Here is a 23,842-nt window from a genome sequence, read left to right on the forward strand (position 1 = left end):
CGTGCTCCGTGCTTCCTAGTTGTCCGTGAGGGCGAGCTCGTGCTCAACAGCCTCGGTCAGCCGCTCCTCGATGGAGGTGACCTTGATCTGCTGGATGATCTCGTTCAGGAAGCCGCGGACCACCAGGCGGCGGGCAACGTCCTCGGGGATGCCGCGAGCCATCAGGTAGAACAGGTGCTCGTCATCCATGCGGCCGGTGGCGCTGGCGTGGCCGGCACCCTCGATCAGGCCGGTCTCGATTTCGAGGTTGGGCACGGAGTCGGCGCGGGCACCGTCCGTCAGCAGCAGGTTGCGGTTGGCCTCGTAGGTATCGGTGCCTTCGGCTTCCTTGCGGATCAGGACGTCGCCAACCCAGACTGCGTGGGCGTTCCGGCCCTGCAGCGCGCCCTTGTACAGCACGTTGGACTTGCAGTTGGCCACGGCGTGGTCAACGAAGAGGCGCTGCTCCAGGTGCTGGCCGGCGTCGGCGAAGTACAGGCCGAACATCTCGGCTTCGCCGCCGGGGGCGGTGAAGCGGGCCGACGGCGTGACGCGGACGAGGTCGCCGCCGAGGCTCACCATGACGTGCTTGAGCTTGGCGTCGCGGCCGATCTTCGCCTGCTGGGAGGAGGCGTGGACGGCGTCGTCGTTCCATTCCTGGAGCGTGATCACGGTCAGGTTCGCGCCGTCTTCCACGATGATCTCGACGTTTTCCGAAACAACGGCGGAGCCCCTGTGGTTCAGGACAACCACCGCTTTGGAGAACTTCTCTGCGACTATCACGAGGTGCTGGGCGGCGGCTTCGAGGGACGTGCCTTCGATGTCCACGTTGATCTCCGACGTGGCTTCGAACTCGGACGGGATGGTTACCACCGTCGCGCCGGCGAAGTTCTCCCAGGCGTTGGCGGACACGCGGTCCTCGGGGATGCCGGCCGTACCGATGCGCTGGTCGTCACGGCCGACGCTCTCAACGATGACCTGCTCCGGACCGGTGACAACCACTGTGGGCGCCGCGCCGGAAAGGACCTCGGTGTGAAGGCCGCGGAGGCGCTTGAGCGGGGTGAACCGCCAGTCTTCCTCCATGCCGGTCAGCGGCTTGAAATCGGCAAGCCTGTAGGACGTCAGGCGGCCGGCGCGTGAGCTGTCCGGGACACCGACGCCGCCGCCGTGGGAGTGGCGCTTGGCGGGAGCGCCGGCAAGCGGTGCCTTGTTGCCGGCATTGATGGGAGAAAGGCTCTCGCCTTCCTCCGTGAAGCCGTCAATGAACGGCTGGGCTGAGGGCGCGCCGATGCGTGCCTTTTCAGTAGTGATTTCAGTCATCGTTATCCGACGGACCCTTCCATCTGCAGTTCAATCAGGCGGTTCAGCTCAAGTGCGTACTCCATGGGGAGCTCGCGGGCAATCGGCTCGATGAAGCCGCGGACGATCATCGCCATGGCTTCGTCTTCGCGCATGCCGCGGGACATGAGGTAGAAGAGCTGCTCTTCGCTGACCCGGGAAACAGTTGCCTCGTGGCCCATCACGACATCGTCCTCGCGGATGTCGATGTACGGGTAGGTGTCCGAACGGCTGATGGTGTCCACCAGCAGCGCGTCGCAGCGGACGGTGTTTGCGGAGTGCTTGGCGCCTTCGCGGACCTGGACCAGGCCGCGGTAGGCTGCGCGTCCGCCGCCGCGGGCCACGGACTTGGAGATGATGGAGCTCTTGGTGTTCGGCGCGATGTGGACCATCTTGGAGCCGGTGTCCTGGTGCTGGCCTTCGCCGGCGAACGCGATGGACAGGGTTTCGCCCTTGGCATGCTCGCCTACGAGGTAGACGGCCGGGTACTTCATGGTGACCTTGGAGCCGATGTTGCCGTCGACCCATTCCATGGTGGCGCCTTCTTCGCAGATGGCACGCTTGGTCACCAGGTTGTACACATTGTTGGACCAGTTCTGGATGGTGGTGTACCGGACGCGGGCGCCCTTCTTCACGATGATCTCCACGACGGCCGAGTGCAGCGAGTCCGAGGTGTAGATCGGCGCGGTGCAGCCTTCGATGTAGTGGACGTAGGAGTCCTCGTCGGCAATGATCAGGGTCCGCTCGAACTGGCCCATGTTTTCGGTGTTGATGCGGAAGTATGCCTGCAGCGGGATGTCCACGTGGACGCCCTTGGGCACATAGACGAAGGAACCGCCTGACCACACCGAGGTGTTCAGCGACGCGAACTTGTTGTCGCCCACGGGGATGACCGTGCCGAAGTACTCCTGGAAGATCTCCGGGTGCTCCTTGAGGGCGGTGTCGGTGTCCAGGAAGATGACGCCCTGGGCTTCGAGGTCCTCGCGGATCTGGTGGTAGACAACCTCGGACTCGTACTGTGCAGCAACACCGGAGACGAGGCGGCTGCGCTCGGCTTCCGGGATACCCAGCTTCTCGTACGTGTTGCGGATGTCCTCGGGCAGGTCTTCCCAGGTGGCAGCCTGCTTCTCCGTGGAGCGGACGAAGTACTTGATGTTGTCAAAGTCGATGCCGGAGAGGTCCGCACCCCAGGTGGGCATGGGCTTCCGGTCGAAGTACTTCAGGCCCTTGAGGCGCAGGTCGAGCATCCATTCCGGCTCGCTCTTCTTGGCCGAAATGTCCCGGACTACCTCTTCATCGAGCCCACGGCGGGCGTTGGCGCCGACGTCGTTCTTGTCAGCCCAGCCGTACTCGTAGTTGCCGATGCCGTGAAGCTCGGGATTCTTCTCAAGAATCTCCGAGATCACAGTGTTTTCGGCGACTGCTTTCTCTGATAGTTGGTCCGTCATCACGGCCTTTCTTGCTGATGGTTGGTTACTTCATTCAGGCGGGCGGGGGCTGCCGGGAGCGGTTTAGGCCCTCCGGCAGACAGCCTTCCTGTGGGAATGTGGGTGGTGCAGACGTGGCCGCCGCGGGCAAGTGTGGAGAGCCGGCGTACGTCTACGCCCACCAGCCTCGAGAACACTTCGGTCTCCACATCGCAAAACACGGGGAAACGGGCGGCGAGTTGCTGGATGGGGCAATGGCCCTGGCACAGCTGGACACTGGAAAGGGCTGCCGGCAACGGAGCCTTGGCCTCGATGGAGGCTGCCGACGCCACGAAGTTGTCCCGGCTCAGGGCGTCCGCAAGCGCTTTGGCGCGGTCGGTGATGTCCGGACCCGCCTTTTCGATCTCGGGCGCGTACCGGCGCTCCATGTCCGCAAAGCGTTCGACGGCGAAGGCCCGCACGGCGTCCGGGCCTGCCATTTCCTGGAGCTGCTGGAGGGCGAGGGCGGCAATATCAAGGTAGTCGTTGCCAAGGCTCGACTGGCCTTGGGAACTAAGGACGTAACGCCGGGCGGGGCGGCCTGCCCCTGCACCCGACTTGGCCACCCGCTTGACTTCGATAACGCCGGCACGGGACAAATGGTCCAGGTGGCGGCGGACTGCCGCGGGCGTGAATCCCAGCAGGTCGCCCAGTTCGGCGGCACTTACTGGTCCGTGTTCCAGGACCGCAGCAAGGACGCGGTCGCGGGTACGCTCATCTGCGTCAGCCACCGGCCCTGCGGGCATGACGCCGCCTTCCGCGGAAACAGCGGAAGCCCCGTGCCGGACAACAGGCACAGCAGTAGCGTTGGTCATGGAATACACAACACAATAGTGTCGTAATTTAGTCCCGGGTTCCAGTAAGGCGAGGCTGACCTGACCCGCAACAGCGGACTGCCGGCAATACTACTTCCCGTAGAATACTGGGGTGCGATCGCCCCAATCCCCCGTCCTGTCCATTAACGGGCTCATCAAGGATGTAGGTCCGCTTTCCAGCCTGGACGGAAAAATGCTCCGGGTGGTGGGCGGCATCTCACTCGTCGCCGAGCGCGGGCAGGTCACTGCACTGCTGGGTGCCAACGGTGCAGGCAAAACCACCACGCTCGAATGCGCCCAGGGCCTGCAGAAGCGCAGCGGCGGCAGCATCACCCTGCTGGGCCAGGACCCGGCGTCGGCCGGGGCGGACCTGCGGTCCCGCGTAGGCGTGATGCTCCAGGACGGCGGCCTCCCGCCGTCGGCCAGGCCGCTGCCGCTGCTGCGGCACATTGCCGGACTCTACGCCCACCCCTGGCCCGTGGAGGACCTGGTTGAGCGGCTGGGGATCGACGCGTTCGGCCGGACCACCGTCCGGCGGCTCTCAGGCGGCCAGAAACAGCGCCTTGCCCTCGCGGCAGCATTGATCGGCCGGCCGGAAGTCCTGTTCCTCGACGAGCCGAGCGCCGGGCTGGATCCGCAGTCCCGCCAGCTGGTGTTCGAACTGATCGGCGAACTGCGGGATGCCGGCCTGGGAATCATCCTCACCACGCACCTGATGGACGACGCCCAGCGGCTGGCCGACTACGTCTACATCATCGACGGCGGCCGGAACGTCGCCGAAGGGACAGTCCAGGAACTCCTTCAGCGCGGACCCGCGTTGGAAGCAGGCGCCCACCACGTGCGGACCCTCTCCTTCGAGGCGAAGCCGGGACTGGACCTGTCCGCCGTGCTGCCCGCCGACGTCGTCATCTCCGAGGAACGGGCCGGCAGCTACACCGCCACCGGTACTCTGACCCCCCGCCACCTTGCAGCCCTGGCAGAATGGTGGGCCGTCCACGACATCATGCCCGCTTCCATGACCCTGCAGGCGCGTAGCCTTGAAGACGTCTTCCTGGACATCTCGGGAAAGGACCTCCGATGAACGGGACTCCCGCGGGTGCCGCAGGCACCGCTCCAGGCCCCGGCCGCCAGTCGCCCGCACCCCTGCTGCGGCGCATACTGCTGCAGGGCAAGTACGAAGCGCTGGCAATGCTGCGCAATGGCGAGCAGCTGATCCTCGCAGTGGTGCTGCCGCTGCTGGCGCTTGCCGGCCTGACCGTGACACCCTTCCTGGACGGGCTCGGACCCACCCGCATCGATGTGGCGGTGCCCGGCATCCTCGCCCTTTGCGCCATGTCCACGGCCTTTACCGGGCAGGGCATCGCCACCGGATTCGACCGGCGCTATGGCGTGCTCCGCTTCCTCTCCACCACGCCGCTGGGCCGCGGCGGGCTGATCGCGGGCAAGGTGCTTTCGGTCCTGGCGGTGTTGTGCCTGCAGGTTGCCGTGGTGGCCGCCGTTGGGCTGGCTTTGGGGTGGCGGCCGACGGCGGCCGGCTGGATTCCGGGGCTCCTGCTCCTTGCGCTGGGGGCGGCGGCTTTTACTGCCTTGGGCCTCCTGGTGGCCGGAACTGTCCGTCCGGAAGCCACCCTGGCCATCACCAACCTGCTGTGGATCCTCTTGGGGGCCCTCGGCGGCATCGTGATTCCCGCGGAAAGGCTCCCCGCCGGGGCCCAGCAGATCGTTGCATACCTGCCCTCGGGCGCACTCGGCGAAGCCCTGCGGGACGCCTTCCTGCACGGTGCGGTGAATGGCGCCGCCGCCCTCATACTGGTGCTCTGGACAGTCATAGCCGGCGCAGCAGCAATCCGTTGGTTCAAGTGGAATTGAGATATTCGTGAGCACCGCCTTCCGCCTTCCTGAGTTCGCCGGCCGCCTGGCGGCGCGGCTGCCCCGCACTGTGGACACCAGCGTCCGCCGCCTGGCCGTAGCTTCCCTGATCGGGCAGACCCTGCTGGTGGTCACCGGTGGCGCCGTACGGCTGACCTCGTCCGGCCTGGGCTGCCCCACCTGGCCCCGCTGCACTGACAGCTCCCTGGTGAACACCCCCGAGATGGGCATCCACGGCTTCATCGAATTCGGCAACCGCCTCCTCACCTTCGCCCTGGCCGCCGTCGCCGCTTTGATGCTGGTGTACCTGTGGAACCTCCGCAAGGAGCGGCGCGACCTTTTCCTGCTGGCACTGGGCCTCCTGGCCAGCATCCCCGCCCAGGCCGTGATCGGCGGCATCACCGTCCTCACCAACCTGAACCCCTGGGTAGTCGGACTTCACTTCTTGGTATCCATGGCGCTGGTGGTGTTCGCCACGCTTCTGGTCAACCGGGCATTCGGCCGGACCGGCCGGTTCCGGACCGTTCCCCTCGCCGTCCTGCCCGGGGCCATGCGCCCGGTGACCGCCGCCGTCGCGCTTTTTTCCGCCCTCGCGGTCATGCTGGGCGTGGTGGTAACGGGAGCCGGCCCCCACGCCGGCGACGCGGACGCTCCGCGCAATGGGCTCGACTGGGACCTGTTCTCCCACATCCACGCCGTGCCGGCTTACCTGGTGACCGCAGGAACCCTGGTTGCGCTTGCGCTGGTGCTGCTGCGACGGATCACAGGCCCCATCCGAACGGCAGTCCTGGGACTCCTTGGCGTGACAGTCCTCCAGGCCGTCATCGGCTTCACCCAGTACTACAACGGCATCCCGGCCCTGCTGGTGGCCGCCCACATGCTGGGGGCCGCGCTGCTGATGGTTGCCTCCACGAACGCCTGGGATCTCGCAAAAGCAAGTCCGGTGGAATAACCCCCTGCAGCGGATCGGTCCGGCCGCTGCCAATCTGTGACCAACGCCCCTACTCCCCCGACCCCTGCGCCATCAGGCTGGGTATTGAAACACTTTGGCTTGCCCCCTGGTGCCGAAAGGCGGTCCCAGGGGGGCTACGGGCAGGAGGATCCGCGATGGCAGGCCAGCCACAGCCCGGAGTCCCGCTGCCAGGGGTACCTGCCGGCAGCGGGAACGGACCAACAGCGTTCATGCGGCGGCATCCCGTCCCTGCCTACTACCTCCTGACCTTCGCCATCTCCTGGGGCGCCGTAGCTGCCATCCAGGGTGTGGGGCCGGTACCGATGGGGGTCGCGCTAACGGCAGGCCCGCTGGGCCCGGCGGCCGCAGGCGTCCTCCTCACCTGGCTCCTGCACGGAAAAGCCGGCCTGCGGCAGCTCGGAATCCGGCTCCGTACATGGCCGGCCGGTGCACGCTGGTACGCGGTTGCGCTCCTGACCGGACCCCTGGTCATGGCTGCCACTGCGGCTGCTGTCACATGGGCGTTCCCGGGGTTCTACCGGAGCTTTGCCACCCCCGGTGAACTGGCCATCATCGTGCTGGCCGGCGTCGTGGTGGGAACCGTGGTCGGCAGCCTGGAAGAGCTCGGCTGGACAGGCTTTGCGCTTCCCCGGCTCCGGCAGCGGTTCGGCATCCTCTCCACCGGGCTCATCATGGGCCTGCTGTGGGGCGCCTGGCACTACCCCATGTTCGCCGGGAGCGCTGATCCGTCAGGAGCCGTACCCGCCGCCCTGGTGGTGGCCGTGTACCTTTTCGCGTGGCTTCCCCCGTACAGGGTGCTGATGGTGTGGGTGTACGAGCGGACGGGGAGCCTTCCCCTGGCGATGGCGATGCATGCGCCACTTTCGGCGGCCGCTTTCATCCTCTCCTTCATGGCGGCCTCCGGCACTGGATCCGGCCTTGCCATCCTGGTTCCCTCGCTGGCCTGGGGCATGGCGTTCTGGGCGATCGCCGCCGTCGTCCTGATGATCAAAGCCGTCCGCCCGAAAAATTGAACCTTTCGCCGGGACTCCCCTCGCGACACCTGAGGGAAATATTCACTCTTCATTCCGCGCCGGAGCGCGGGCGCCTTGGTCCTGCCGTGCGCGTCACCCGGCACACACCGGGGCGGCGGCCCGGGCCGGATCCAGGAACCGGATGCCGGTGGGTTCCACCAGTAGCACCCGCGCCGTGGCGATGTCATAGAACAGCCCTGTTGCCTGCACTTTGCCGGTAACGAGTTCCGGGCCAACCGCCGGATGGCGTTCCAGCTTCCGCAGCTGAATGGCAACGTTCACCATGGCCAGCTGGTCCACCTCGTTGTAGCCTGCGGCTGCAGCTTCCAATGCAACCGGGTGCTCCGCGAGAAGCTCGGCGTAGCTGGGCCTCGCGTGGTCCAGCCAGGAATCGAAGGCTGCCCCCAAAACACCATTCCCCTTGCCGTTGGCCTCCTCGACCAGCGCCTTCATGGCGCCGCAGTTGGAGTGCCCGCAGATCACGATCGAATCCACGTTCAAGCCCTTCACGGCGAAGGCCAGGGCCGAGTCAATCGAGGCATCCTGGCCCTCGTGGCACACCACGTTCCCGATGTTCCGCAGGGTCAGCAGGTCGCCCGGGCCGCTGCTGGTGATCAGGTTGGGGTTGACGCGGGAATCAACGCAGGCGATAAACAGGGTGTCCGGGTTCTGGCCCTCTGCCAGATCCCGGACCAGGGGCCGGACCTGGTGGGCGAACCGCCGGTGGTACTTGCTGATCCCCTGAAGAAGCGAATCCAGCGGCCCGGCCTGCCGTCCGGCTGCTTCCCCGGCCCCTTCCCGGGCGGGCATGGCGGACTGCCAGGACGTCCTGGGCGGCAGCGGAAGCTCCCTGGCGTCCTGGCGCTTGGGCGTGCGGTCAGCAGCATCCTGGAACAGGCTGTTGCCGTGTTCCTCAAGGCGGACCTTTCCGCCGGCCGCCTCGTATTGCTTTTGCCAGGCGATCAGCGCCTCGCGGAATGCGTGGTCAACGTAGTCCGCGTTCAGCTCCACCACAACCCCCTTGCCGTTCGGCACGGAATGCAGCACGCGGCTGAGCCGCGGCAGGGCGAAGAAGCTGCAGGACCCCGCGACGGTGATGCGCCAGGGATCCGACGACGAAACGGGCTTGTGTGCGTGGACCGCCGCCCGCAACACACGCCAAAGTACGCTCGCCGCCGCCAGCACGAGGCCGATCATGACACCTTCGAGCAGGTTCAGGAAGACGACACAGAGGAGGGTCACGGAGTAGATCAGGAGGTCGCCCGTGCGGAGGCTGATCCTGATGTCCGCAATTTTGATGAGGCGCGCGCCGATCACCACAAGGAGGCCCGCAAGGACGGCCAGCGGGATGAGCTGGATCAGTCCGGCGAAGATGGCGGAGAAGGCAAGGACCCAGATGCCGTGCAGGACTGCGGACGAACGGGTGGCGGCGCCGGCTTCCACGTTCGTGGCGCTGCGGACGATGACGCCGGTCACGGGCAGTCCGCCCAAGGACCCGGAAACAATGTTGGCTGCGCCCTGGCCCACGAGCTCCCTGTCGAGGTTGGTGCGGGGGCCGTGGTGCATTTTGTCCACGGCGACGGCGGACAGCAGCGATTCAATGCTGGCGATCAGCGCCATTGAGATGACGGCGAAGGCAACGGCGCGCCAGTTGTCGTCGGGCAATTGCGGCAGCGCGACGGCGTCGAAGATCGACCCCTCGAGGGAAATGCGTCCCACCCCGGGAGCGAAGGCGATGGAAAGCGCGGTGCCGGCGGCGACGGCGGCAAGCGGCCCCGGAATACGGCGCACCGCCGCGGGGAGGTGCTTCCAGCCGAGGAGGATTACGACGACGGCCAGTCCCAGGAGGGCTGCGTGCAGTTCGACATTGGTGATAGCTGCAGGCAAGCCCACGATGTTCTCAACGGCCGAGCCGGCCGGCTGGCCGCCAAGCAGTACGTGGATCTGCTGAAGGATGATCGTGACGCCGATGCCGGCCAGCATCGCCTTCACTACCACCGGCGAGACTGCCAGCGCGGCGCGCCCCACGCGGCTGAAGCCCAGCAGCATCTGCACGACGCCGGCCGCTGCGGTGATGGCGCACGTCACCTGCCAGCCGAACTCCTGGACCAGCCCGGCCACGACGACGGTGAGTCCGGCCGCCGGTCCGCTGACCTGCAGCGGAGACCCGCCCAGGCTGCCGGCAACGATGCCGCCGATGGCGGCCGCGATGAGGCCCGCCATGATGGGCGCACCGGATGCCGCGGCAATACCAAGGGAAAGTGGCAGTGCCACGAGGAACACCACGAGTGACGCCGGGATGTCTGCGCCCAGATGGCCAGGGAACTTCAGGCGGCGCCGTCCCATCCCCCCGCTCCCTGGTCCGGGCGGACTGGCCGCGGTGCGGACGGAGGATGGATCGGGTGCCTGTGCCATGGAACTTCCTTTGCTAGCGGGCAGGATCCCCTCCACCGTAACCACGCCGTCATTTCAAATGACAGGAAACGTGATCGACATGACAAAAATGTCATACGCCCGGGCGCTACAGAATGCGCCCCCCGGGGGGCTGAGTCCAAGGTGCCAGGGCGTTGCGGAGAGTCCCGCGGAAAGTAATGGAGCGCTGCGGGTGCGAAAGGAACCCGCCGGACCGCTTTCCCCTGCTAGCCGGCCATGACGGCGGGCCCGACGAACGGGTCTACCGCCAGGGCGATGAAGAGCAGGGTGAGGTAGCTGATGGAGCCGTGGAAGACCTTCATGGCCCGCTTGTCGGAGATGTCCTCACGCTGTGCCCTGTTGTAGAGGGCGTGTGACTCGTAAAGGAACCAGGCCCCGGCCAGGACGGCGGTTACGGTGTAGACCCAGCCGGCACCGCCTGCGGGAACCATCAGGAGCGAGCAGGCCACCATGGCCCAGGCGTAGAGGACCACCTGCACGGAAACCACCTGGGCGCCGGCGATGGCGCCGAGCATGGGGACCTTGGCGTTGCGGTAGTCCTCGCCGTAGCGCATGGACAGCGGCCAGTAGTGCGGTGGCGTCCAGAGGAAGATCACCATAAAGAGGATGACGGCGGGCCATTCCACCGAGTTGGTGACGGCGGCCCAGGCAATCAGCACGGGGAAGCAGCCGGCCGCGCCGCCCCACACGATGTTCTGCGCGGTGCGGCGCTTGAGGATCATCGTATAGATCACCACGTAGAAGAAGATCGCCCCAAGCCCAAGCCACGCGGACAGCGGGTTGGCGCCGAACCAGAGGATGGCGATGGCGGCGGCACCGAGGAGCCAGGAGAAGACCAGCGCCTCGCGCGGGCTGACCTCACCGGTGACCAGCGGCCGGTTCTCCGTCCGGTGCATCAGCTTGTCGATGTCGCGGTCGATGTAGCAGTTGAAGGCTCCGGCGCTGCCGGCAGCGAAGGCCCCGCCCACCAGCGTGGCCAGGATGAGCCCGATGGACGGAAAGCCGCGTTCCGCATAAATCATGGTGGGCAGCGTGCTGACCAGCAGCAGTTCAATGACGCGGGGCTTGGTGAGGGCGAGATACGCCTTTGCCTTACGGGCGATCCCGGGTCGTGAGGCCCGGGATGCGTTCAGCGGCGTATCTGTTGTGCTCACGGTGGCAGTCACCCGTTCTGTTGGCAGTTCTGTCTGGCTGTCCAGCTAGTCATGCGGCCCGGTCCAACCGGGCGCCCGCGGAACAGTGATCCACGCAACAGCCGGGAGTGCGGGCGGCTGGAATTATTCCCCGACCCGGCGCTGGCCTCCGAATATCATACCGCGCCGGCCTGCTCCCCACGGCCCGCCATTAGGTGCTGGTGATTGCTCGCGCACCGATTCGAGCAGATTAACTCAACCTCACTTCAGACGCATTCATATAAGCGGAAATTGCGTCCAAAACGTGAGATTTGCAGCGACCAAAGGATGGAATAGAGCTAAGCTGTCACAAGATCAGCACGCAGCGAGGAAGCAGTGGAAAACGCATTCCCTGACTGGCCAGTGGCTGAGTGAAAAGATCAACGTTTCGATGGTGAACGGCTGGTACACACCGAGCGGGCGCCACACAGCGTGCCCTTGTACGGATCCCGTGTGCCGCCTGCCATCAGCACAGAGAGGGGCCCGGTTTTCGTGCCACATTTGGAAGAGCAAGAACTGTCTTGGACCAGCCTGGACCAGCGCGCGGTGGACACCATCCGCGTGCTGGCCGCAGACGCGGTGGAGAAGGTGGGCAACGGCCACCCCGGAACGGCCATGAGCCTGGCGCCGGCCGCATACCTTCTTTTCCAGAAGCTGATGCGCCACGATCCCCGCAACCCTGACTGGCTGGGCCGTGACCGCTTCATCCTCTCCCCCGGCCATACCTCGCTCACCCTTTACATCCAGCTGTTCCTTTCCGGCTACGGCCTGGAACTGAAGGACCTGCAGGCACTGCGCACCTGGGGCTCGCTGACCCCCGGCCACCCCGAGTACAAGCACACCGCGGGTGTCGAGATCACCACCGGCCCGCTGGGCCAGGGCCTGGCGTCCTCCGTCGGGTTCGCCTACTCCCAGCGCCGCCAGCGCGGACTGTTCGACGCCGATGCTCCCGCCGGCGAGAGCCCGTTCGACCACACCATCTGGGTTATCGCCTCCGACGGCGACCTGCAGGAAGGCGTCACGGCAGAGGCTTCCTCGCTGGCCGGCCACCAGGAGCTCGGCAACCTCGTCGTTGTCTACGATGAGAACCACATCTCCATCGAGGACGACACCGACATCGCCTTCACCGAGGATGTCCTGAAGCGCTACGAGGCCTACGGCTGGCACGTCCAGCGCGTGGACTGGACCAAGACCGGCGAGTACAAGGAAGACGTGCAGGAGCTGTACTCCGCACTCCTCGCCGCCAAGGCCGAGACTTCGAAGCCCTCGATCGTCTCCCTGCGCACCATCATCGGCTACCCGGCACCCAAGAAGCAGAACACCGGCAAGATCCACGGTTCCGCGCTCGGTGCGGAGGAAGTCGCAGCGCTGAAGGAAGTCCTGGGCTTCGATCCCGCCAAGTCCTTCGACGTCGACCAGGATGTCCTGGCCCACGCCCGCGCCGTCGTCGACCGCGGCGCCGCTGCCCGCAAGGAGTGGGAGGAGTCCTTCAACGCATGGCAGGCAGCCAACCCCGAGGGCGCGGCCCTGCTGCAGCGCATCGAGGCCAAGGAACTTCCCGAAGGCCTGGACTCAGCGCTTCCGGTGTTCCCCGCCGGCAAGGACGTCTCCACCCGCGCCGCCTCGGGCAAGGTCCTGAACGCCCTGGGCCCGGTCCTGCCGGAACTGTGGGGCGGCTCGGCCGACCTCGCCGAGTCGAACAACACCACCATCGAGGGTTCGCCGTCGTTCGTTCCCGCCTCCAAGCAGACTGATGCCTGGTCCGGCAACCCCTATGGACGGGTCCTGCACTTCGGCATCCGCGAGCACGCCGCAGCTTCGATCGTGAACGGCATCAGCCTGCACGGCCGCACGCGTGCGTTCTCCGGCACGTTCCTGATCTTCAGCGACTACCAGCGCCCGGCCATCCGCCTTGGCGCGCTGATGGGTGTCCCGTCCCTGTACGTCTGGACGCACGACTCCATCGGACTGGGCGAGGACGGACCCACCCACCAGCCGGTGGAGCAGTTGGCCTCGCTGCGCGCCATCGTGGGGCTGGATGTTGTCCGTCCCGGTGACGCCAATGAAGTCGCCGTTGCGTGGAAGACCATGCTGGAGAACCACAGCAACCCTGCCGGCATCGTGCTGACCCGCCAGAACATCCCCACGTGGGAACGCGGCGAAGGCGAGGCCGACGGCGACACGTTCGGTTCCGTTGCGGGCGTCGCCAAGGGCGGTTACGTCCTGGCCGAGGCCGCCAAGGACGGCGCCACCGTCCCGGCCGACGTCATCCTCATCGCCACCGGTTCCGAGGTCCAGCTGGCCGTGCAGGCCCGCAAGGCACTGCAGGGCGAAGGCATCGCCGCCCGCGTCGTCTCCATGCCCTGCGTTGAGTGGTTCAACAAGCAGGACGCCGCCTACCGCGAATCCGTCCTGCCGGCCGCCGTCAAGGCACGCGTGTCCGTTGAAGCAGGACTGGCCCTTGGCTGGAAGGAATTCGTCGGCGACGCCGGCCGTTCCATCAGCCTCGAGCACTACGGCGCTTCCGCAGACTACAAGCGCCTCTTCCAGGAGTTCGGCCTCACCGCAGCAGCAGTTACCGCGGCCGCCAAGGACTCCCTCGCCAGCCTCCAGGCATAACCCCAATTTTCGAGGAGATAAACACCATGACTACTCCCACCCAGCAGCTCTCCGACGCCGGAGTTTCCATCTGGCTTGATGACCTTTCCCGCGGACGCCTGGAAACCGGCACCCTGGCCAAGCTCATCGAAGAGAAGAACGTGGTTGGCGTAACCACCAACCCGTCGATCTTCCACGCAGCGATCACCGCCGGCACGGACTACGACGCCACCATCGCGAAGCAGGCAGCAGCCGGCGCCAGCGTCGAGGACACCATTTTCGAGATCACCACCACCGACGTCGCCGACGCCTGCGACCTGTTCGCACCGGTCGCCGCAGCCACCAAGGGCGTGGACGGACGGGTGTCCATCGAGGTCGACCCCCGCCTGGCCTGGGACACGGCAGGCACCATCGCGGAAGCCAAGCACCTGTACAAGCGCGTCAACAAGGACAACGTCCTCATCAAGATCCCGGCCACCCTTGAGGGCCTGGAAGCGATCACCGCCACCCTGGCCGAGGGCATCAGCGTCAACGTGACCCTGATCTTCTCGCTCGAGCGCTACCGCGCAGTCATCAACGCCTTCCAGTCCGGGCTGGAGCAGGCCAAGGAAAACGGCCACGACCTCTCCAAGATCCACTCCGTGGCTTCGTTCTTCGTTTCCCGCGTGGACTCTGAGATCGACAAGCGCCTCGACGCCCTGGGCACCGACGAAGCCAAGGCACTCAAGGGCAAGGCAGGCCTGGCCAACGCCCGCCTGGCGTACCAGGTCTACGAGGAACTCTTCGCCACTGAACGCTGGGCCCTGCTGGCCGAAGCCGGCGCCCTCCCCCAGCGCCCGCTGTGGGCCTCTACCGGCGTCAAGGATCCGGCCTACCCGGACACCCTCTACGTCACCGAGCTCGTGGCCCCGGGCGTCGTGAACACCATGCCCGAGAAGACGCTGGACGCCACCTTCGACCACGGTGTGGTCACCGGGGACACGGTCACCGGCACCTATGCCGAGGCCAATGCCACCCTGGATGCCCTTGAGAAGCTCGGCATTTCCTACAACGACGTCGTCGCAATCCTTGAATCCGAAGGCCTGGACAAGTTCGTGGCCAGCTGGAAGGAACTGCTCGGCGATGTCGAGGGCGCCCTCGCCTCCGCACGGAAGGCTTCCTAACCCACCATGAGCACACTCAGCTACGAAGCCACCGGTGCCGCACAGCAGGCACTCGAACAGCACCTTCCCGCCCTGGTGGAGGACCGGATCGCCACCCGGATCTTCGCGAAGGACCACACGCTGTGGGGTCCGGACGCCGAAGCAGAGTCGGCCATCCGCCTCGGCTGGGTTGAGGCTGCCACTGTCTCCCAGCCGCTCGTTAAAGAGATTCTCGAACTGCGTGACGCCCTCCGGGCCGAGGGTGTGACCCGCATCGTGCTTTGCGGCATGGGCGGATCGTCGCTGGCTCCGGAGGTCATCGCCGGCACCGCCGGCGTCGAGCTGACTGTGCTGGACAGCACGGACCCGGACCAGGTCCGTGCTGCCCTGGCGGACCGGCTGGCGGAAACCGCCGTTGTGGTTTCCTCCAAGTCCGGCTCCACCGTTGAAACCGACTCCCAGCGGCGGGTCTTCGAAAAGGCGTTCAACGACGCCGGCATCGATGCCGCCAGCCGGATCATCATCGTCACGGACCCGGGCTCGCCCCTGGACAAGGCATCCCGCGAGGCCGGGTACCGGGCCGTCTTCAACGCCGACCCCAATGTCGGCGGCCGCTTCTCCGCCCTGACTGCCTTCGGACTGGTGCCTTCGGGCCTGGCCGGGGTGGATATCCAGGCGTTTCTGGACGAGGCCGAGGAAGCGGCGGTAGTCCTGAACGAGGATGCTCCTGAGAACATCGGGCTGGCACTCGGAACCGCGCTGGGCGGAACCAGCCCGCTGCGCAACAAGATTGTCATCGCCGAGGACGGCTCCGGGATTGTTGGCTTCGCGGACTGGGCCGAGCAGCTCATCGCCGAGTCCACCGGCAAGCTCGGCACCGGCGTCCTGCCGGTGGTGGCCGGCCCCAACTCGCCCGAAGTGACTTCCGGCGCCGACGACGTTCTGGTGGTCCGGCTGGTAGCCGCCGATGCCGACGTCGAACTCAGGGACAACGAAGTGGCCATCGCCGGCGGACTTCCCACCCAGATGATGGTGTGGGAGTTTGCCACTGCCGTGGCGGGCCGCCTGCTGGGCATCAACCCCTTCGACCAGCCCGATGTCGAAGCCGCCAAGGTCGCAGCGCGCGGCCTGCTGGACGCACAGCCCGAGCCCACGCCCGCAGCTTTCATTGACGGCTCCATCGAGGTGCGCGGCGGAGACTGGCTTGGCAGCGCGGCAACGGCGGAAGAGGCAGTGCGCGCACTGTTGGATACCCTCCAGCCGGACAGCTACCTCAGCGTCCAGGCCTACTTCGACCGCCTTGCGTTCGCGCAGCTCGAAGGCGTCCGCGACGAGCTCGCAGCCGTCACCGGCCGGCCCGTGACATTCGGCTGGGGACCGCGCTTCCTGCACTCCACCGGGCAGTTCCACAAGGGCGGGCCGGCCATCGGTGTGTTCCTCCAGGTCACCGCGGCCTCAGCGGAAGACGTCGCCATCCCGGAGCGTCCCTTCACCTTCGGGGAACTCATTGCCGCCCAGGCAGCCGGCGACGCGCAGGTCCTGGAAGGGCATGGCCGGCCCGTGCTGCGCCTGCACCTGACCGACCGTGCCGCCGGTGTGGCACAGTTGCAGGACATTATTGCTGCGCTGTCCGCCAGGTCAGCCTCCGTTACCGAAAGCTAAGGCACAGAAGCAACATGCCAGAAACTGAATACGGCAGGACGCCCGGGACGCGTTCCGGGAGAACGCTGCGGAACCCGCTGCGCGACCCGCGTGACCGCCGCCTGAACCGGATCGCCGGCCCGTCATCGCTGGTGCTCTTCGGAGTGACCGGCGACCTCGCCCGCAAGAAGCTCATGCCGGCCGTGTACGACCTCGCCAACCGCGGGCTCCTGCCGCCCAGCTTCGCGTTGGTGGGTTTCGGACGCCGGGAATGGACTGATGAGGATTTCGCCGGTCAGGTGAAGGCTTCCGTGCAGTCCTATGCGCGCACGCCTTTTGATGAGGCGGTGTGGAACCAGCTTTCCGAGGGCATCCGTTTTGTCCAGGGAGAGTTCGACGACGACGACGCCTTCGAGCGGCTGGGTGAAGTCATCGATGAGCTTGATGAGCTGCGCGGTACCCGCGGCAACCACGCGTTCTACCTCTCGATTCCGCCCAAGGCCTTCGAGCAGGTATGCCGGCAGCTGTCCAAGCACGGCCTGGCACAGGCTGAGGGTGACAAGTGGCGCCGCGTGGTGATCGAGAAGCCGTTCGGGCACGACCTCGAGTCTGCCCGGCAGCTGAATGACATCGTGGAATCGGTGTTCCCGCCGGACGCCGTGTTCCGGATCGACCACTACCTGGGCAAGGAGACGGTCCAGAACATCCTGGCGCTGCGCTTCGCGAACCAGTTGTTTGAGCCTTTGTGGAACGCGAACTATGTGGACCACGTCCAGATCACCATGGCCGAAGACATCGGCACCGGCGGCCGGGCGGGCTATTACGACGGCGTGGGAGCAGCCCGCGACGTCATCCAGAACCACCTGCTGCAGCTGCTGGCGCTGACCGCGATGGAGGAGCCCATCTCCTTCAACGCCGATCACCTGCGCGCCGAGAAGGAAAAGGTCCTCGCCGCCGTCAAGCTCCCGGACGACCTCTCCACGCACTCGGCGCGCGGCCAGTTCACCGGCGGATGGCAGGGCGGGGAACAGGTCCAGGGCTACCTGGAGGAGGAAGGCATCCCGGCCGATTCCACCACCGAGACCTTCGCCGCGATCCGGGTGGACATCCACACCCGCCGCTGGTCCGGCGTCCCGTTCTACCTCCGCGCCGGAAAGCGCCTGGGCCGCCGCGTCACAGAGATCGCCGTGGTCTTCAAGCGTGCGCCCAACCTGCTGTTCCGCGACCACGCCGAGGACGACTTCGGACAGAACGCCGTGGTGATCCGCGTCCAGCCCGACGAAGGCGTGACCATCCGGTTCGGTTCCAAGGTTCCCGGCACGCAGATGGAAGTCCGGGACGTGACCATGGACTTCGGTTATGGCCACTCCTTCACCGAATCCAGCCCGGAGGCGTACGAGCGGCTGATCCTGGACGTGCTCCTGGGCGAGCCGCCGCTCTTCCCGCGGCATGAGGAAGTGGAGCTGTCCTGGAAGATCCTCGACCCGTTCGAGGAATACTGGGCCACCCTGGACGAACAGCCCGAACCCTACGCCCCGGGCAGCTGGGGCCCCGCCTCGGCTGACGAGCTGCTGGCCCGCGACGGACGAACCTGGAGAAGGCCATGATTGTAGACCTGCCGGACACCACAACCTCCGCTGTCTCCAAGAAGATCATGTCCCTGCGCGAGCAGGGCGGCGTGATTGCCCTGGGCCGGGTGCTCACCCTCGTGGTGGTCACCAAGTCCGGGCTTGAGGAAGAGGCTATCGAGGCAGCCAACGAGGCCAGCCGCGAGCACCCTTGCCGGATCATCGTCCTGGCCGACGCCGGGGCCACGGCGCCTGACCGCCTGGACGCCCAGATCCGGGTCGGCGGTGACGCCGGCGCATCCGAGGTGATCGTACTGCGCGGCTACGGCGAGCTCGCGCACGAAAGCGAATCCCTGGTAGCCGCGCTGCTCCTCCCGGACGCACCGATCGTGGCCTGGTGGCCGCACGGCGCGCCGAAAAACGCGTGCGAAACCTCCATCGGGAGAATCGCCCACCGCCGGATCACCGACTCCGCGAATGAGCCGGATCCACAGCGTGCGCTGGAGAACATCCGGTCCACCTACAAGGCCGGAGATACGGACCTCGCCTGGACGCGCCTGACCAACTGGCGGATCCAGCTCGCGGCCGTCCTGGACCAGGTGGACTCTTCCCCCGTCACGGCCGTCGCGGTCGAAGGGGCCTCGGACTCCCCGAGCACCATCCTGCTGGCAGCCTGGCTGACGCTTACCCTGGACGCGCCCGTGACCATCGTCGCCGACCCGGCCGGTACGGGCATCCGCCGGGTCCGGCTTTCCCGGCCCGGTGGCGACATCCAGCTCTTCCGGCCCGGCCTGTCCGTCGCCGAACTAACGCAGCCCGGCCAGCCCGCCCAGCGCATCTCGCTGCCCCGGCGCAGCCTGCGTGACTGCCTTGCCGAGGAACTGCGGCGCCTGGACCCGGACGAGGTGTTTGGGGAAGTGATTACTATGGGACTGCCACGAACCAATCTAAGGAGCGTCCGACCCAGTGAGCGTTGACCCAAGAGTAAGCATTCATCCTGATTCGTCCGTCCTGATGGCCGCGATCGCGGCCCGCCTGATCACCAAGCTCGTTGATGTGCAGGACAAGTTCGGCGAGGCCACCGTGGTGCTGACCGGGGGAACCGTGGGTATCGGCACGCTAAAGGCTGTTGCTGACTCCCCGGCTGCCCCGGCGGTCGATTGGTCAAAGGTGAATTTCTGGTGGGGCGACGAGCGCTTCCTCCCCGCCGGGGACCCGGAACGGAATACGAAGCAGGCGTCCGACGCCCTGCTGTCGCACATCCCCGTGGACCCTGAACGGATCCACGAACCGGGGTCCGCGGATGACTTCGGCACCCCGGAAGAAGCCGCCGAGGATTACGCCCGGCGGTTGCGGGAAGCTGCAGCCGCCGAGCACGCTGCCGACATGTCCGACGACCGGCCGGAGGAGCCGTCCGCGCTGCCGCGCCTGGACGTCGTCCTGCTGGGCGTCGGTCCGGATGCGCACGTCGCGTCGCTGTTCCCGGAGCAGGCCGGCATCCGCGAAAAGGAACGCACTGTGGTGGGAGTCAGGAACTCGCCAAAACCGCCGCCCCTGCGGGTATCCCTGACGCTGCCGGCCATTAATACGGCCTCCGAGGTGTGGATGGTGGTGGCGGGCGAGGACAAGGCCGGCGCCGTGGGTCTGGCACTGGCAGGCGCCAACCCCGTCCAGGTCCCGGCCGCAGGACCACGGGGGACGTCCCGGACCCTGTGGCTTATCGACGAAAACGCGGCCTCACGTGTCCCCCAGCAGCTCGTCCGGAAGGACGCCGCGGGCGCGTAGTTTTTCCAGCGCTCCGGCCAGGACATCTTCGGCGTCCTGGTCGGAGCGCCGCTCTTTAACGTACTCAAGGTGGCTTTTATAGCCGTCGTCCAAGGCGTCGGCGGCCGCTGCCTCGCCATCCCGGGATGCCGGGCCGCCGCACTTCCGGCAGTCCCAGACGAGCGGAATCTGGTCCTCGGGGAGTTTGAGGAATACCGGGGTGGTTTCGTGGCCCTTCGCGCACCAGTACGAGACCCGGATGCGCGGCAGCGGCTTCCCATGGTCCTCCGACTCGAAGCTGAAACCGGTTCCTTCCGTGACGCCCGCGCGGGTGCCCCGGAAGCCTGACGACGGATGAATCATCGGGACTCCTGCCTGCTTAAACAGAACTGTGGCTGTCGGGAACCGACAGCCACAGTTTAGTTGGCAGACCTGTGCAGCGGCAGTTTCCGCCACGGCACTTTTCGCTGATTAGGTAGTCAGGAGTCCCCGCCGCCGCTGAACCGCATGATCAGTCCCAGCGCGATGATGACGATGCCCCACGTCACGCCAAGCACCACCGTGAACCTGTTCAGGTTGCGTTCGGCGACGCCCGACGAGCTGAGGCCTGAGCTCATGCCGCCGCCGAACATGTCCGACATCCCGCCGCCCCTGCCCTTGTGAAGGAGGATGAGCAGCGTCAGCAGGAGGCTGGTGATGCCCAGGAGGATCTGCAGAATGACATGAAGAACGTCCACGACGGCCTTTCCGGAAGTTGGGGATTGCGGGAGTTGGGCGGACGGACTAGTCCGTCACCAAGTGACTCTCGAACCTGACAATATTAGCAAACTCGGCAGGATCCAAGCTTGCCCCGCCCACGAGCAGGCCGTCCACGTCGCGTTCCTTGAGGATTGCGGCGGCGTTGTTGGCCTTGACCGAACCGCCGTAGAGCAGCCGCGTCCTGGCGGCAACATCGGCGCCGAACAGCGTCCCGAGCTCAGCGCGGATGGCGGCGCACATCTCCTGGGCGTCCTCCGGGCCGGCTACTTCACCGGTGCCGATGGCCCAGACAGGTTCGTAGGCGACGACCAGTTCGGCGGCCTGCTCGCCGCTAAGCCCGGAAACGCCGGCCCGAAGCTGCTCCAGGGTGTGGCTGACGTGGGTACCGGCCTGGCGGATCTCCAGGCCTTCACCGACGCAGAGCACGGGCGTGATGCCGTGCTTGAAGGCGGCCTTGACCTTGGCGTTGAGGACGTCGTCGGTTTCGTTGTGGATGGTGCGGCGTTCGCTGTGGCCCACCAGGACGTACTTGCAGCCCAGCTTGTTAAGGAACTGGCCCGAGATGTCTCCGGTGTACGCTCCCGAATCGAACTGGGAGAGGTCCTGCCCGCCGTAGGCAATGTCCAGGTCGTCGCCCTGGACAAGGGTCTGGACGCCGCGGAGATCCGTGAACGGGGGGAAGACAGCAACTTCGACCCGGCTGTAGTCGTGCTTGGCGTCCGAGAGGGTCCAGGCGAGCTTCTGCAGGAGGGTGATGCCCTGCACGTGGTCCATGTTCATTTTCCAGTTGCCCGCGATGAAGGGCTTGCGGTCGAAAGCGCCGTTCGTTGACGTAGTCACGTATTCTCCAAAAAGTTCTAGATATGTGTTCGGCCGGCAGGCTGCCGCGGGGCAACCTGCCGGCCGGAGGGACAGGTACTGCTGCCGGAAAGGCGTTAGCGGTCGAGGACGCTGAGCCCCGGGAGTTCCTTGCCTTCGAGGTATTCCAGGCTTGCGCCTCCACCAGTGGAGATGTGTCCGAACTGGTCGTCAGCGAAGCCAAGCGTGCGTACGGCCGCAGCAGAGTCGCCGCCGCCCACCACGGTGAACGCTTCGGTCTCAGTCAGCGCCTGGGCGATGGCACGTGTCCCGGCGGAGAACGCTTCGAACTCGAACACCCCCATCGGACCGTTCCAGAAGACCGTCTTGGCACCCTTGATCCGCTCGGCAAATGCTGCGGCGGACTCGGGGCCGATGTCCAGGCCGATGCCCTGGGCACCGAAGCTGCTGCCTTCGATGTTGTCCGCGGGGACAGTCTCATGGGCGGCATCGGCGGCGAACTTCTCCGCCACCACGACGTCCGTGGGCACCACGAATTCGGTGCCGGCGCCTGCCGCACGCTTGAGGTAGTCCTGGACTACCGGGATCTGGTCTTCCTCGAGCAGGCTGGAGGCGACCTTGTGCCCGGCCGCGGCGAGGAACGTGAACAGCATTCCGCCGCCCACCAGGATGGTGTCGGCCTTGCCCAGCAGGTTTTCGATGACTGCCAGCTTGTCGGAGACCTTGGAACCGCCGAGCACCACCACATAGGGGCGCTGCGTGTCGGCCGTCAGCTTGCGCAGGACCTCCACCTCGGTGTGCACGAGGTCGCCAAGGTAGGACGGAAGCCGGGTGGCGACGTCGTACACGCTGGCGTGCTTGCGGTGCACCGCTCCGAAGGCATCGTCCACATAGGCGCCGTTGCCGCCAGTCAGGGCAACCAGCTCGTCAGCGAAGGCGCCGCGCTCGGCGTCGTCCTTGCTGGTTTCGCGGGCATCGAAGCGGACGTTCTCCAGGACAAGCACTTCGCCGTCCTGCAGGGAGGCTGCTGCTTCCTTGGCGGCACTGCCCACGGTGTCCGCGGCAAGGGTGGCTTTGAAGCCGGCCAGCTCCGCCAGGCGGGCTACTGCGGGGCGAAGGGAGTACTTGTCCTCAGGAGCGCCCTTGGGGCGTCCGAGGTGGGCTGTTACCAGCACGCGGGCACCGGCGTCCGTGAGCTTTGACAGCACTGGCAGGGAGGCCTTGATGCGGCCATCATCAGTGACTGTAGAGCCGTCGAGCGGCACATTCAGGTCACTTCGAACCAGAATGTACCGCCCGCGGACACCTTCAGCGATCAGTTCGTTGAGGGTGTGAGATGTCATGTGTCTAACCCTAGCCCAGCTTGGATGCGACAAGCTCCGTAAGGTCTACGAGGCGGTTGGAGTAGCCCCATTCGTTGTCATACCAGGAAACAACCTTGACCTGGTTGCCGATGACCTTGGTCAGGCCGGAGTCGAAGATGGAGGATGCGGGGTCGCCCACGATGTCGGAGGACACGATGGGCTCGTCCGTGTAGGTCAGGAATCCCTGCAGTTCCTCGGATTCGGCGGCGCGCTTGAGGGCTGCGTTGACTTCCTCCACGGTGGTCTCGCGGGAGACGGTGACGGTGAGGTCGGTGGCGGAGCCGGTGGGGACCGGGACGCGGATGGCGTAGCCGTCCAGCTTGCCCTTGAGCTCGGGCAGCACCAGGCCGATGGCCTTGGCCGCACCGGTGGACGTGGGAACCATGTTGATGGCCGCGGCGCGCGCACGGCGCAGGTCGCTGTGCGGTCCGTCCTGCAGGTTCTGGTCCGCGGTGTAGGCGTGCACGGTGGTCATGAGGCCGCGCTCGATGCCGAACTCGTCGTTGATGACCTTGGCCAGCGGGCCGAGGCAGTTGGTGGTGCAGGAAGCGTTGGAGATGATGTGGTGCGTCGCGTTGTCGTACAGGCCGTGGTTTACGCCCATCACGATGGTGATGTCCTCGTCGGACGCCGGGGCGGAGATCAGGACCTTCTTGGCGCCTGCATCAATGTGCTTCTGTGCAGCGGCGGCCTTGGTGAAGAAGCCGGTGGACTCGATGACGATGTCAACGCCCAGTTCCCCCCACGGGAGGTTGGCGGGATCGCGCTCGGCGAGGACCTTGACGACGTTGCCGTTGACGACGATGTTGCCGTCCTTGACCTCGATGGTTTCCTTCAGGCGGCCGCCGACGGAGTCGTACTTGAAGAGGTGCGCGAGTGCTTCGGGGCTGGTGAGGTCGTTGACTGCAACGATCTCCAGGTCCGCGCCCTGTGCGAGTGCTGCGCGGAAGTAGTTGCGGCCAATACGGCCAAAGCCGTTGATACCAATACGGGTCGTCACTTGTTCAGTCTCCTTGGTGCTTTCAGAAGCACAACTAGTTGAGCGGGCTATCAAGCCAACTAACAGATCCCGCACGCCATTGGGCAGAGATGATTTACATACGGAGGGCGACCAGCCTCATTGCTGAAG

20 protein-coding genes are annotated in these 23,842 nt (G+C 66.1%); 10 read left to right on the forward strand and 10 right to left on the reverse strand.

Features of this window, described 5'->3' with window-relative positions; translation table 11 throughout:
• Window positions 1-15: 15 nt before the first annotated feature.
• Genes sufD through GK109_RS21065 form a run of 3 tightly spaced genes read right to left on the reverse strand, consistent with a single transcriptional unit; the run spans window position 16 to window position 3,607 of the window.
• Window positions 16-1,299, reverse strand: a complete 1,284-nt coding sequence (gene sufD, locus GK109_RS21055; protein WP_157242357.1) for a Fe-S cluster assembly protein SufD — start codon at window positions 1,297-1,299, stop codon at window positions 16-18.
• A gap of 2 nt (window positions 1,300-1,301) precedes the next feature.
• Window positions 1,302-2,765, reverse strand: a complete 1,464-nt coding sequence (gene sufB, locus GK109_RS21060; RefSeq protein WP_104997916.1) for a Fe-S cluster assembly protein SufB — start codon at window positions 2,763-2,765, stop codon at window positions 1,302-1,304.
• Window positions 2,765-3,607, reverse strand: a complete 843-nt coding sequence (locus GK109_RS21065; protein ID WP_370460741.1) for a helix-turn-helix transcriptional regulator — start codon at window positions 3,605-3,607, stop codon at window positions 2,765-2,767. The genes sufB and GK109_RS21065 overlap by 1 nt, the downstream gene beginning before the upstream one ends.
• 103 nt (window positions 3,608-3,710) lie before the next feature.
• Here GK109_RS21065 and GK109_RS21070 point away from each other — a divergent pair, with 103 nt between their 5' ends.
• From GK109_RS21070 to GK109_RS21085, 4 genes are all read left to right on the forward strand, one after another.
• Window positions 3,711-4,679: an ABC transporter ATP-binding protein gene (locus GK109_RS21070; RefSeq protein ID WP_321216188.1), complete on the forward strand. Its 969-nt coding sequence runs from the start codon at window positions 3,711-3,713 to the stop codon at window positions 4,677-4,679.
• Window positions 4,676-5,467: an ABC transporter permease gene (locus GK109_RS21075; protein WP_157242358.1), complete on the forward strand. Its 792-nt coding sequence runs from the start codon at window positions 4,676-4,678 to the stop codon at window positions 5,465-5,467. Before GK109_RS21070 ends, GK109_RS21075 begins: the two co-directional genes overlap by 4 nt.
• 7 nt (window positions 5,468-5,474) lie before the next feature.
• Window positions 5,475-6,419, forward strand: coding sequence for a COX15/CtaA family protein (locus tag GK109_RS21080; protein WP_321216187.1), 945 nt, complete (start codon window positions 5,475-5,477; stop codon window positions 6,417-6,419).
• Window positions 6,420-6,574: 155 nt separating this feature from the next.
• On the forward strand, window positions 6,575-7,453 hold the full coding sequence (locus GK109_RS21085; protein ID WP_157242359.1) for a CPBP family intramembrane glutamic endopeptidase: 879 nt from the start codon (window positions 6,575-6,577) through the stop codon (window positions 7,451-7,453).
• A 93-nt stretch (window positions 7,454-7,546) separates the two neighbouring features.
• Here the strand turns inward: GK109_RS21085 and GK109_RS21090 are convergent, their stop codons facing one another.
• Both GK109_RS21090 and GK109_RS21095 read right to left on the reverse strand, forming a co-directional pair.
• Window positions 7,547-9,799 (reverse strand): SulP family inorganic anion transporter, encoded by a 2,253-nt coding sequence (locus GK109_RS21090; RefSeq protein WP_370460794.1) that lies wholly within the window; start codon window positions 9,797-9,799, stop codon window positions 7,547-7,549.
• Window positions 9,800-10,092: 293 nt separating this feature from the next.
• Window positions 10,093-11,052, reverse strand: a complete 960-nt coding sequence (locus GK109_RS21095) for a heme o synthase (protein ID WP_370460742.1) — start codon at window positions 11,050-11,052, stop codon at window positions 10,093-10,095.
• Between the two features lie 507 nt (window positions 11,053-11,559).
• On the opposite strand from GK109_RS21095, the gene tkt reads away from it, so the two are divergent.
• From tkt to pgl, 6 genes are read left to right on the forward strand one after another with little or no spacing between them, the layout of a single operon-like run.
• The gene (gene tkt / locus GK109_RS21100; protein ID WP_157243214.1) at window positions 11,560-13,677 is read left to right on the forward strand and encodes a transketolase; all 2,118 of its coding nucleotides are present in this window, start codon (window positions 11,560-11,562) and stop codon (window positions 13,675-13,677) included.
• Between the two features lie 26 nt (window positions 13,678-13,703).
• Window positions 13,704-14,819 (forward strand): transaldolase, encoded by a 1,116-nt coding sequence (gene tal / locus GK109_RS21105; protein ID WP_157242362.1) that lies wholly within the window; start codon window positions 13,704-13,706, stop codon window positions 14,817-14,819.
• Window positions 14,820-14,825: 6 nt separating this feature from the next.
• On the forward strand, window positions 14,826-16,460 hold the full coding sequence (locus tag GK109_RS21110) for a glucose-6-phosphate isomerase (RefSeq protein WP_157242363.1): 1,635 nt from the start codon (window positions 14,826-14,828) through the stop codon (window positions 16,458-16,460).
• Between the two features lie 14 nt (window positions 16,461-16,474).
• Window positions 16,475-18,046, forward strand: a complete 1,572-nt coding sequence (gene zwf / locus GK109_RS21115; RefSeq protein WP_197432524.1) for a glucose-6-phosphate dehydrogenase — start codon at window positions 16,475-16,477, stop codon at window positions 18,044-18,046.
• Complete coding sequence (locus GK109_RS21120; protein ID WP_157242364.1) at window positions 18,043-18,984, forward strand: glucose-6-phosphate dehydrogenase assembly protein OpcA; 942 nt, start codon at window positions 18,043-18,045, stop codon at window positions 18,982-18,984. Before zwf ends, GK109_RS21120 begins: the two co-directional genes overlap by 4 nt.
• Window positions 18,974-19,792, forward strand: coding sequence for a 6-phosphogluconolactonase (pgl, locus tag GK109_RS21125; RefSeq protein WP_323057189.1), 819 nt, complete (start codon window positions 18,974-18,976; stop codon window positions 19,790-19,792). The genes GK109_RS21120 and pgl overlap by 11 nt, the downstream gene beginning before the upstream one ends.
• Here the strand turns inward: pgl and GK109_RS21130 are convergent.
• From GK109_RS21130 to gap, 5 genes are all read right to left on the reverse strand, one after another.
• Window positions 19,745-20,134: an RNA polymerase-binding protein RbpA gene (locus tag GK109_RS21130; protein ID WP_157242365.1), complete on the reverse strand. Its 390-nt coding sequence runs from the start codon at window positions 20,132-20,134 to the stop codon at window positions 19,745-19,747. The two genes, pgl and GK109_RS21130, sit on opposite strands and share 48 nt — an antisense overlap.
• Before the next feature lie 116 nt (window positions 20,135-20,250).
• Window positions 20,251-20,508 carry a preprotein translocase subunit SecG gene (secG, locus tag GK109_RS21135; protein ID WP_104997906.1) on the reverse strand — a complete coding sequence of 86 codons (258 nt, stop codon included), beginning with the start codon at window positions 20,506-20,508 and terminating at the stop codon, window positions 20,251-20,253.
• A gap of 46 nt (window positions 20,509-20,554) precedes the next feature.
• Window positions 20,555-21,370, reverse strand: a complete 816-nt coding sequence (gene tpiA / locus GK109_RS21140) for a triose-phosphate isomerase (protein WP_370460743.1) — start codon at window positions 21,368-21,370, stop codon at window positions 20,555-20,557.
• Between the two features lie 95 nt (window positions 21,371-21,465).
• A complete protein-coding gene (pgk, locus tag GK109_RS21145; protein WP_157242366.1) occupies window positions 21,466-22,692 on the reverse strand; it encodes a phosphoglycerate kinase in 1,227 nt (408 codons plus the stop codon).
• Between the two features lie 10 nt (window positions 22,693-22,702).
• Window positions 22,703-23,713: a type I glyceraldehyde-3-phosphate dehydrogenase gene (gene gap, locus GK109_RS21150; protein ID WP_321216181.1), complete on the reverse strand. Its 1,011-nt coding sequence runs from the start codon at window positions 23,711-23,713 to the stop codon at window positions 22,703-22,705.
• Window positions 23,714-23,842: the final 129 nt, after the last annotated feature.

The organism is Pseudarthrobacter sp. GA104 (assembly GCF_009741265.1).
In the GTDB taxonomy this organism is placed as follows: domain Bacteria; phylum Actinomycetota; class Actinomycetes; order Actinomycetales; family Micrococcaceae; genus Arthrobacter.